Annotated in this window: 5 protein-coding genes and 1 pseudogene; 1 reads left to right on the forward strand and 5 read right to left on the reverse strand. The window is 59.5% G+C overall.

Features of this window, described 5'->3' with window-relative positions; translation table 11 throughout:
- Positions 1-59: 59 nt before the first annotated feature.
- Positions 60-2,831, reverse strand: coding sequence for a heat shock survival AAA family ATPase ClpK (gene clpK / locus V7787_RS22200; protein ID WP_064492093.1), 2,772 nt, complete (start codon positions 2,829-2,831; stop codon positions 60-62).
- A 741-nt stretch (positions 2,832-3,572) separates the two neighbouring features.
- On the opposite strand from clpK, the gene V7787_RS22205 reads away from it, so the two are divergent.
- Entirely contained in the window at positions 3,573-5,774 is a 2,202-nt protein-coding gene (locus V7787_RS22205; RefSeq protein ID WP_064492094.1) for a putative bifunctional diguanylate cyclase/phosphodiesterase, read from the forward strand.
- A gap of 129 nt (positions 5,775-5,903) precedes the next feature.
- Here the strand turns inward: V7787_RS22205 and V7787_RS22210 are convergent.
- From V7787_RS22210 to tnpB, 4 genes and pseudogenes are all read right to left on the reverse strand, one after another.
- Positions 5,904-7,223, reverse strand: a pseudogene (locus V7787_RS22210) (heavy metal translocating P-type ATPase); the annotation flags it as partial.
- Positions 7,224-7,270: 47 nt separating this feature from the next.
- Positions 7,271-7,531: an IS66 family transposase gene (locus V7787_RS22215; protein WP_010954796.1), complete on the reverse strand. Its 261-nt coding sequence runs from the start codon at positions 7,529-7,531 to the stop codon at positions 7,271-7,273.
- Positions 7,532-7,599: 68 nt separating this feature from the next.
- On the reverse strand, positions 7,600-9,132 hold the full coding sequence (tnpC, locus tag V7787_RS22220; RefSeq protein ID WP_064493182.1) for an IS66 family transposase: 1,533 nt from the start codon (positions 9,130-9,132) through the stop codon (positions 7,600-7,602).
- An 18-nt stretch (positions 9,133-9,150) separates the two neighbouring features.
- Complete coding sequence (tnpB, locus tag V7787_RS22225) at positions 9,151-9,510, reverse strand: IS66 family insertion sequence element accessory protein TnpB (protein ID WP_064493181.1); 360 nt, start codon at positions 9,508-9,510, stop codon at positions 9,151-9,153.
- Positions 9,511-9,595: the final 85 nt, after the last annotated feature.

The following is a 9,595-nucleotide window of genomic DNA, read 5'->3' on the forward strand; positions in this document are numbered from 1 at the left end:
CCTCACCTCTTCAGCAGCAAGATCATTGCAACGAGAAACCGCAGCCTTCGGCCTGGGCTTCACGCATTTTCACTGTCGAGCTCTTTGGCCGGCTCGGCTTGCCGGCGGTCGAACCCGACCCGCTCCGCCTTGTCGTCCCAGCGCACATGGGCGTGATCACCCTTGCCAATGCCGCCGCCGAGCATTTCACGTGCCAGTGCCGTCTCCAGCTCGCTGCGGATCAGTCGCTTGAGCTCGCGGGCACCGAATTCGGGCTTGTAGCCGACTTGCGCCAAGTGATCGACCAGTGTCTCGTCGAACGTCAGCGTCACGCCCTGGCTCGCGGCATTGCGGGCTACGCGCTCGAGTTGCAGGCCAACAATGTGGCGGATCTCCAGCTTGCCCAGCGCATGGAAGACGATGATCTCATCGATTCGGTTGAGGAACTCGGGGCGAAAGTGCCCACGCAGCACTTCCATCACCTCGACCTTGGTCTGCTCGTACTCCTCACCAGCCGCTCCAGGCGCCTTCAGCCGCCGCTGAATAATGTCGGAGCCCAGGTTGGACGTGGCGATGATAATGGTGTTGGTGAAGTCCACCACGCGCCCCTTGCCATCGGTCAGTCGCCCGTCGTCGAACACCTGCAGCAGGATGTTGTAGACGTCGGGGTGGGCCTTCTCGATTTCGTCGAGCAGCAGCACGCTATAGGGCTTGCGCCGGACCTTTTCGGTAAGCTGGCCGCCTTCGTCATAACCAACGTAACCCGGAGGCGCGCCCACCAGCCGAGCCACGGAATGGCGCTCGCCATACTCCGACATGTCGATACGCAACAGGGCGCTCTCGTCGCCGTAGATGGTTTCGGCCAGCGCCTTGGCCAGCTCGGTCTTGCCGACACCGGTGGAGCCCAGAAACAGGAACGTGGCAACGGGCTTGCTGCCTTCGCGCAGCCCAGCGCGCGACAGCCGAACCGCGTCCGCCACCGCACGCACCGCCTCGTCCTGCCCCACCAGGCGCTCATGCAGCCGCTGCTCCAGGTGCAACAGCTTCTCGCGCTCCTCCACCGTCAGTTCATTGACCGGAATGCCGGTCAGCCGCGAGACGATTTGCGCCACATGTTCCGCCTTGACCTCGGTGCTGCCCGAGCCGCGCTCGAGCTCCCACTCCTCGACCCGCTGCTTGAGTTCGGCCTCCGTGGCTTCGACGCGCTTGCTGATCTGCGCCGCATTGTCATATTGCTTGCGCGAAGCCGCGTAGTCCTGCTCGCGGCGCAATTGGTGCAACTCCGACTCCATTTCCTGCACCGCAACCGGGCGCGCCGTCGCCGATAACTTGACGCGGGCGGCAGCCTGATCGAGCAGATCGATGGCCTTGTCCGGCAGAAAGCGCGCGCTGACGTAGCGGTCGGACAGTTCGGCGGCAGCGATGATCGCCTCCTCGGTGATGCTGACCTTGTGGTGCGCTTCGAAGGTGTCGCGCAGGCCGCGCAGGATCATGATGGTCTGCGCCACCGTTGGCTCGGGCACCACGACCGGTTGGAAACGCCGCTCCAGCGCAGCGTCCTGCTCGATGTACTTCTGGTACTCGTTGAGCGTCGTCGCGCCAATCAGGTTCAGCTCACCACGCGCCATCATCGGCTTGAAGACGTTGGCCACGTCCAGGCCGCCTTCTCCACCGCCCTGGCCTGCCCCGACGATGGTGTGCACTTCGTCGATGAAGAGAATCAGCTCGCCCTGATGCTCGGCGATTTCCTTCAGCACCTTCTGCACGCGCTCCTCGAACTCGCCTCGGTACTTCGCGCCAGCCACCAACGAATTGATGTTCAGTTCGACCAGGCGCTTGTCGCGCAGCGTCTCGGGCACCTCGCCGGCCACCATGCGCTGCGCCAGCCCCTCGACGATGGCCGTCTTGCCCACGCCAGGCTCGCCGATCAACACCGGGTTGTTCTTCTTGCGCCGCGCCAGTACCTCAATGGTGGTTTCGATTTCCTGTGCCCGCCCGATGACCGGGTCCAGCTTGCCATCGCGCGCCATCCTGGTGAGATCGCGCGAGTACTTGTCGAGCTCCGGCGTTTCGGTCGGCGCCTCGGCGCGGCCATCCTCTGCACCCTTGCCAACCACCTTGCTGACGCACTGGCGCAGGGCCTGCGGCATAAGGCCATAGCGGCGCAGCAAGTTGGCGGCCAGCCCTTCGCCCTCTTCGGCCAGCCCGATCAGGAAGTGCTCGGGGCCTACGTATGCGTGCCCCAACTCATTGGAGGCGACGAAGGCGCGACTGAGCGCATCCTTGACCCGAGGCGACACGCCGACTTCGCCTTCAAATGGCTTGTCGCCGCGCTTGGCTTCGGCTTCGATCTGGCGCTTGAGGTCATCAACCTTGATCTTGAACTGGCTCAGGATGGTCTTCACCACATCGCTGTCGGCCAGCGCCAATAGCAGGTGTTCGGTATCGACTTCGGACCGACCGAACTCCGTGGCACGCTTGGCGGCTTCCTGCAACAGGGCCTCCGAGTGTTCGCTGATGCGGCTGGCCAGCCCGCTGCTGCGGCGGCGTGGCGTGCCGGACGCTGCGCGGCCAGGTTCCCCAGACGACGCTTCAGCCACTTCATCGGCACCCGTGGCAACGGATGCCGAGTCTTCTCCGATGCGCAGCAAATCGCTGCCCATGAACTCTTCGAACAAACCGCTGCGCGAGCCGAAAAGGGCTTCCAGTGGGGAAAGGGTGCGTTTTTGCTGGCGCACCAATTGGCGGTAGTGATCATCACACAACAGCATGATGTTGTGGCGGCCATTGACCTTGGCCTCCACCCGTGTCGTGGCGGGTTGGCCACAGACCTGGCATTGTTTGCTGGCCATGCGGGCGCTCCTTGAGTCATTGAGATGACGAGATGGAGCCTGCCGCAGCACCTCGTCTGCTGGTGGGCCTTCGTGACGACTTCAACGAAATCTCCGAGTCAGCTTCAATTCGGAATCGAACGGCTGTGCTTCGATGCACCCGCTTCGCGCTCCTCGAGGATGATCGTCAACAGCCCATTGTCGAATGGGCGCTTGATCAAAACCTGATCGGCATCGTCAGGCAGGTTCAAGGGTGGCGGGCAACAGCCGTAGAGCGTTCGGCACGAGGGAAGGCGCCCGACTGCTGCTCTCGCAGCAGTCGGGCGTGATCGGGATGTTCTTTCCTTGAGATGGGCCATTCAAAGGAAAGCCAGTACTGTATCCGTAATGTCCAGCGCCAGCTTCAGCACGCCTGCTAGGCAAGCGCGGGTTGGCGAGCGCGGGTTGGCGAGCGACGAAAACAGATGCGCCCAGGCCCAAGGAACTTTTGCAATGCTGGCTAAAGTCTGCGCCTGGTAGTTCGCAAGTCAAGCAGTATCTGCGATCGGTTCAGAAATAGTCAGCGGGCAGGCCGAGGCGAGCCGAGTTAAGGCGCACGCGCTCCATCTGATACGTTCTTTTATCATCCACCTGAGTCTTTTTCGTGGAAGGCCCACTGCTTTATAAGATTTCGCGATCGGGGTGCGATCGGACTGTACCCGGGCACTCAATTCTCCAGCCGTTCAGGGAACCGGAAGGCCTCGCAAGTACTCAGGAATCCCCATGAACACCTCCTGCACGAGCTATCACAGCATGGCGCTTTCCGAGTCTCAGCGCGACATACTCGGTATGATTGCGACCAATCATCAACTGCACGACATCCTCACCGCCATCTGCTTGATGATCGACGCCCAGGATCCCGGCACGCTGTGTTCGATACTGCTCACCGATGCGCAAGGCAAGCATTTGCTGAAGGGCGCCGCGCCTGGCCTGCCGCCTGCCTACAGCGATGCGATCCATGGGTTGCCCATTGGGCCTCAGGAAGGCACGTGTGGCACAGCTGCATTCCGCCGCGAGCTGGTGGTGACAGCGGATATAGCCCGGGATCCGAGCTGGGAGCGTTTTCGCAGTCTGGCGCTAGGGTACAATCTACGCTCCTGCTGGTCGTTGCCATTACTCTCGCATCAGGGATCCGTACTTGGGACATTTGCGCTATACCAGGATCAAGCGATTGCGCCAAGCGAGGTGCAGATCCATCGGCTGACCTGCGCGGCGCAACTGGCTGCCATTGCGATCCGACATGAGCGTGACGGCCAACGTCTGGAGGAAAGCGAACAACGGTTTCGCTCATTGTTTACCTACAACCCCAACCCGGTTTTCGCCCTCGACAGGGCGGGCAACATCCAGAGTGTGAACCCTGCTGGCCTGAAGCTTAAAGCTGGCGCGGCAACTGATCTTGTCGGCCATCATTTCTCCCACCTCGTGTTCGAAGAAGACCTGCCGAAAGTGAATCAGCATTTTTTCGCGGCCCGCGCCGGTGAGCCGCAGCGATTCGAGGCAAGGGTGCGCGACGAGAGCGACGACAAGCAGTTGATCATGGATATCGCTAACCTGCCAATCATGGTCAATGGCGAGATCGTCGGGGTATTCGGCATCGCGCGGGATATCAGCAAACAGAAGCATTACGAGCGCCAGTTGAGTATCAATGCCAGCCATGACGGGCTGACGGGTTTGCTTAACCGCCTGTCTCTGGAAGACCGGCTTGTCCTGGCGTGTCGCAGCAGCCGTCAACGTAAAGTTCAACTGGCGGTCATGTACATCGACCTGGATGGATTCAAATCCATCAACGACTCCATCGGGCACTACTTCGGCGATCAAGTGCTGATCGAGGTGGCACAGCGCTTGACCCAGCAGGTCCGTCCGGCTGATACCGTCGTGCGTATGGGCGGCGATGAGTTTGTCGTACTGCTGACGGACCTGCTTCGTGATGAAGACGCTGTCCCGGTGGCCGAGCGACTGCTGGCCAGCATTGGCAAACCCTACTGTATCCAGGGTATTGACCTGCACGTGAGTACCAGTATCGGTATTACGGTAAGCGATGGCCACATCGAGCAGCCGATGAAGTTGATCCAGCAGGCTGACATGGCCATGTACAAAGCCAAGCAACAAGGTCGGAACAACTTTCAATGGTACACCAGTGATCTTAACCACCGCGTTTGCGAGCACAGAAGCCTACGTAATGACCTGCAAAAGGCTATCAAAACTCAATCGTTCAGCCTGCATTATCAACCGCAAATAGAAGCGCGCACGCGTCGGGTGGTCGGGATCGAAGCTTTGTTGCGCTGGGAGCATCCGGTTAGAGGGTTCATCTCTCCAGCGGTTTTCATACCGGTGGCAGAGGACAGTGGTCAAATTATCCCTCTGAGCCTTTGGGTACTCGATACGGCGTGCGCGCAGTTGCGCAACCTATGTGATCAGGGCTTCAACGGTATCTCGATGGCCGTAAATATTTCGCCGATGCATTTCCAGTGCGGTCAGTTCGTTGAATGTATCCAGGCAGTGTTGAGCAAGCATGGGCTAAGCGCTGGACAATTGGAACTGGAGATAACCGAGTCACTCTTGCTGCATAACGTTGAACAAGCAATCGCAACCTTGCACCGCCTCAAAGACTTGGGTGTACGCATTGCGCTGGATGATTTCGGTACGGGGTTCTCCAGCCTGAGTTATCTCAAGTGCTTGCCAATAGACAAAATCAAGATTGACCGCTCCTTTATCCAGGACATCTCGACGAACCCACACGATGCAGCAATCACTCAAGGCATCATTTCGATGGCCCATCATCTCAGCCTGTCAGTGGTCGCTGAAGGTGTGGAAACTGCGCCTCAGGTGAATTTCCTGGAAAGGGGGCGCTGCGATATTCTCCAAGGCTATTACTTTGCGAGACCCATGTCGCATGAGGCGCTCAGGACTTTCTTGGCCGACTAGTCCACCGCCATGGTGATGTCCTCGGCTCGCCGGGTTGATATTTTCGTGCTGCTTTGTAAGCGATGCCCATCGTTGCCGGCGCTGTGACAGGCGGGGGGAGCCCCCACCTGCATGCCTGCGTTATAGGCGTCAGCGTTGGATGCCAGCACGATATGCTGACATTTCCCTCTTCTCCACATCCCGTTCGTCATAACGTAACAAGCGCCCGGAGTTACTGAGCACCAGCAATGTACTGAAATTGTGCAACAGCGCTGCGACCATCGCCCCCGCCGCTCCCAATAAACCGAAAGCTGCTGCCCCCACGATAGCCAAGGTCCAGCCCAAGCCGATCAGCACGTTCACCTGGAGCGTGCGACGGCAAAGACGGCTGAGACGGATGCAGGTGCCCAAGCGCCGCAGATCACCGTTGATCAGCACGATATCCGCTGCGGCCAGCGCGATATCAGCACCGCCCGCCCCCATCGCCACCCCCACGACACCCGCCTTGAGCGCCAGCGCGTCATTGATGCCATCACCCACCACCAAGGGGCGGAAGCCAACCTGAAGCTCATGGTTGACCTGGCGCAACTTCTCTTCTGGCAATGCTTCGGACACCACGCGAGTGATACCGACCTGTGCAGCGATGGATTCAGCCACACGGGTGCGATCACCGCTCAGCAGCAACTGACGCTCCAGGCCTAGTTCACGCAATTGCTGCATGGCCTCGGCAGACTCTGCGCGCACGTTGTCGGCCAGCAACAGCCAACCCAGAAATTGCCCATTCTGCGCCAAGCCCGCGATTGGGCCATCATGTTCAGGAACTGGAGGCACCGTCATGCCCAACTCATCGAAAAGCTCCGGTCGCCCCAACGCAGCTTTTCCCTCGGCTGTGTGCGCCACAACGCCAAAGCCTTGGCGTTCATGGACATCCAGTAGCGGCAAATGGTGGTCATGCGGTACCAATGCCGCCAGAGCACGGCTGACCGGATGGCTACTGGCCGCACCGAGACTTGCGGCGAGGTTGATGATATCGGCCTGCGACAACGTACTCGATAGGCCAACCACGCTGCGCAGACGCAGTTTGCCGTAGGTCAGTGTGCCGGTCTTGTCGATCACCAGCGAAGACAAGTCGGCGAGTTCCTCGAGGAAGGCAGACCCTCGAATCAGGATACCGTGCCGAGCGGCGACGGCAATGCCTGCCACCGCTGTCGCCGGTGCCGACAGAACCAATGCACACGGACAGGCGGCGACCAGAACGGCCAACATGGCCTGGGCATCCTTGGTAACGAACCAGGTCGCGGCGGCAATCAGTAGCACCAGTACCAGATAACGCCCGGCGTGTCGTTCGAGCAAGCGTGTGATGGGCGGCTTGGCTTGTTCGGCGCGCTGCATCAGGGCGATGACCTTGCCCAAGGTAGAATCATCGCCAACACGCGTAATCTCCACCCGCAGCAAGCCATCCAGATTGATCGGTAAGCGATCCATAAACCCAACCCGTTACATGAAGGACGGGAAAATCAGGTATTCGAGTCGGGCACCTGCCCCGCTTGACTCTTCAACCCGAACAACTGGTCAGCTAGCTGTCGGCCTCGCTCCAGCCCCTCCGCCGTCAACCAGATGGATTTGTTTCTATTAACTGGATCACTGATGAAACCCTGTTCATGCAGTCGATTCATGATCTCGAAGTCAAATCCTTTCCACGCGTTACCTTTGTCGGAGCTATAGGCTGCCAACAAGGCAAGCACTGCGTCTTCAATCAGTTTTTCGTCGTATTCCATGGTCGTCACCCCCGCTCTTGTCCTTCAGCGCTTCGTAGGCCCCATCTGACCCACGATGGGGGTAGCACTTAACTATGTATTTTAGGCTTGCAATTCCACGGCAGCAGCGCTTCGTAGTCTTCCACGGAGGACGCCTGCGGCAGGCGCTCTAGTGCGTGGCGCAGCCACGCATAGGGCTCTTGGCCGTTGGCTTTGGCCGTCTCGACCAGGCTGTAAAGTTGCGCACTGGCCGTCGCCCCTCTGGCCGTGTCACTGAACAACCAGTTCTTTCTGCCGATGACAAACGGGCGGATCGCGCGCTCGGCAGCGTTGTTGTCGATCGGCAAGTCTCCTTGCTCGACGTAGCGTTCTAACTTGCTCCAGTTGCTGGCCAGATAGCCGATGGCTTTACCCAACGCATTCTGGCTCGTGACCTGGGGCTGCGTTTTCTTTGTCCAGCTTTTCAACTGGGCCAGCACTGGTTGACTGCGCGCTTGGCGGGCCAGCTTGCGATCTTCATCCCTGCCTTCCTTAAGGTCGCGCTCGATGCCATAGAGCTTGTTGATCAAATTCAGTGCGATGTCTGCCCGCCCAGTTTTACCCTTGGGCTGCACTTTCTGCGCTTCGACGAACTTACGACGTGCGTGCGCCCAGCAGCCCAACCGCTCCACGCCGTCCTGTGCAGCCAGCGCGTTGTAACCGGCATAGTCGTCGGTCATGACATAGCCGCGATAGCCGTCCAGCAGGCGCACCGGCACCTCCTGCGCTCGGCTGGTGGCGTAGTCGAAAAGGATCACCGGGCGATCAGGTGGGCCGCCGGTTTGTACCCACATCCAGGATTGGCTGCTGGGCTCACGCCCCGGCTCTTTCAACACCTGCACACGTGTTTCATCACAGTGGATGATCCGACTGTTCAACAGGCTTTCGCGCATCAGATTCAGCAGCGGCTGAAAGTGCTCGCTGCATTGAATCACCCAGCGTGCCAGGGTTTGGCGCGGGATATCGATACCGTGACGCCCCAGCACTTTTTCGAAGCGGTGAAGCGGCAAGCCGTCTACGTATTTGGTGGTCAGCAGCATGGCCAGCACACTCGGGCTGGCCATGCTTTTCTCGATCATCTGGGCGGGCTTGTCCGCCGTTACGGGCGCTGACTCGCAGTCCCGGCAGCCGTACACCTTGCGAACATGTTTGATGACGCGAATCTGCATCGGGACGATTTCAAGTTGTTCGCTGACTTCTTCACCGATGGCATGTTTACGGCAGCCACAAGCGCAGGTCAGTTCATGCTCGGGCAGTTCGTGGACAACTTCGAGACGCGGCAAATCAGCTGGCAGCGGCTTGCGCTTGCCACGGCGTTTGGTTGGCGCAACGACTTCTTCGTCGTCAGCCTCATCCAAGGGCTCGGCCAGGCTTTCCGCTTCGTCGAAGAGTGGCAACTGTGGTGTCGCGGCATCGCCAGTCTGCTCGGTCTTACGCCCGAACAAGCGCTGGCGCAACAGCGCAACTTCCTCTTCGAGATGAACGATCTTGCCCTTGTCGGACGCGCGCTCGTGGATCATCTGCTCAAGCAGTTGCTTGAGCAGAACAGGATCGTCAGGGAGGTTTTCGGGCATGGAAATCATGCCGCGGATTATACCGAATCAGGCGACGTATCGAGGCGTCAAAACCTGATGCGGACGGTTGCGCCAGAGGTCGAAGCCATCGAGCAGCCAGTTCAGTTCCTGAACGGTCAGGACAATGGCGACCTCAGTCGGATCGGGTGAAGTTTTGAACCGTTCGGACTCCAGGCGCTTGAGCCAGAGGCAGAAGCCGTTGCGTTCCCAATACAGGATCTTCACGCGGTTGCGCGGCTTGTTGAGGAAGACGAAAAGCACTGGGTCGAACACCGCCACCTTGATATCGAGTTCGACCAGCGCGGCCAGGCCATCGATGGATTTTCGAAAGTCGACAGGCTTGGGGTAGAGGTACACTTTTTCGACTTTGGCGTCGGGTCGCATCATGGTCGGCGAGCTCCAGAAAGAAATCGGGAGCACAGCATCGGGGATCAGGTAAGCGCTTTGAATGTGGGGTTCATGGAGCGCTTAC

The organism is Pseudomonas sp. CGJS7, from assembly GCF_036961695.1.

Coding starts and splice junctions, on each gene's coding strand:
- tnpC (WP_064493182.1), bottom strand. CDS start 9,132: ATGATTTCCATGCCCGAAAACCTCCCTGACGATCCTGTTCTGCTCAAG.
- clpK (WP_064492093.1), bottom strand. CDS start 2,831: ATGGCCAGCAAACAATGCCAGGTCTGTGGCCAACCCGCCACGACACGG.
- V7787_RS22215 (WP_010954796.1), bottom strand. CDS start 7,531: ATGGAATACGACGAAAAACTGATTGAAGACGCAGTGCTTGCCTTGTTG.
- tnpB (WP_064493181.1), bottom strand. CDS start 9,510: ATGATGCGACCCGACGCCAAAGTCGAAAAAGTGTACCTCTACCCCAAG.
- V7787_RS22205 (WP_064492094.1), top strand. CDS start 3,573: ATGAACACCTCCTGCACGAGCTATCACAGCATGGCGCTTTCCGAGTCT.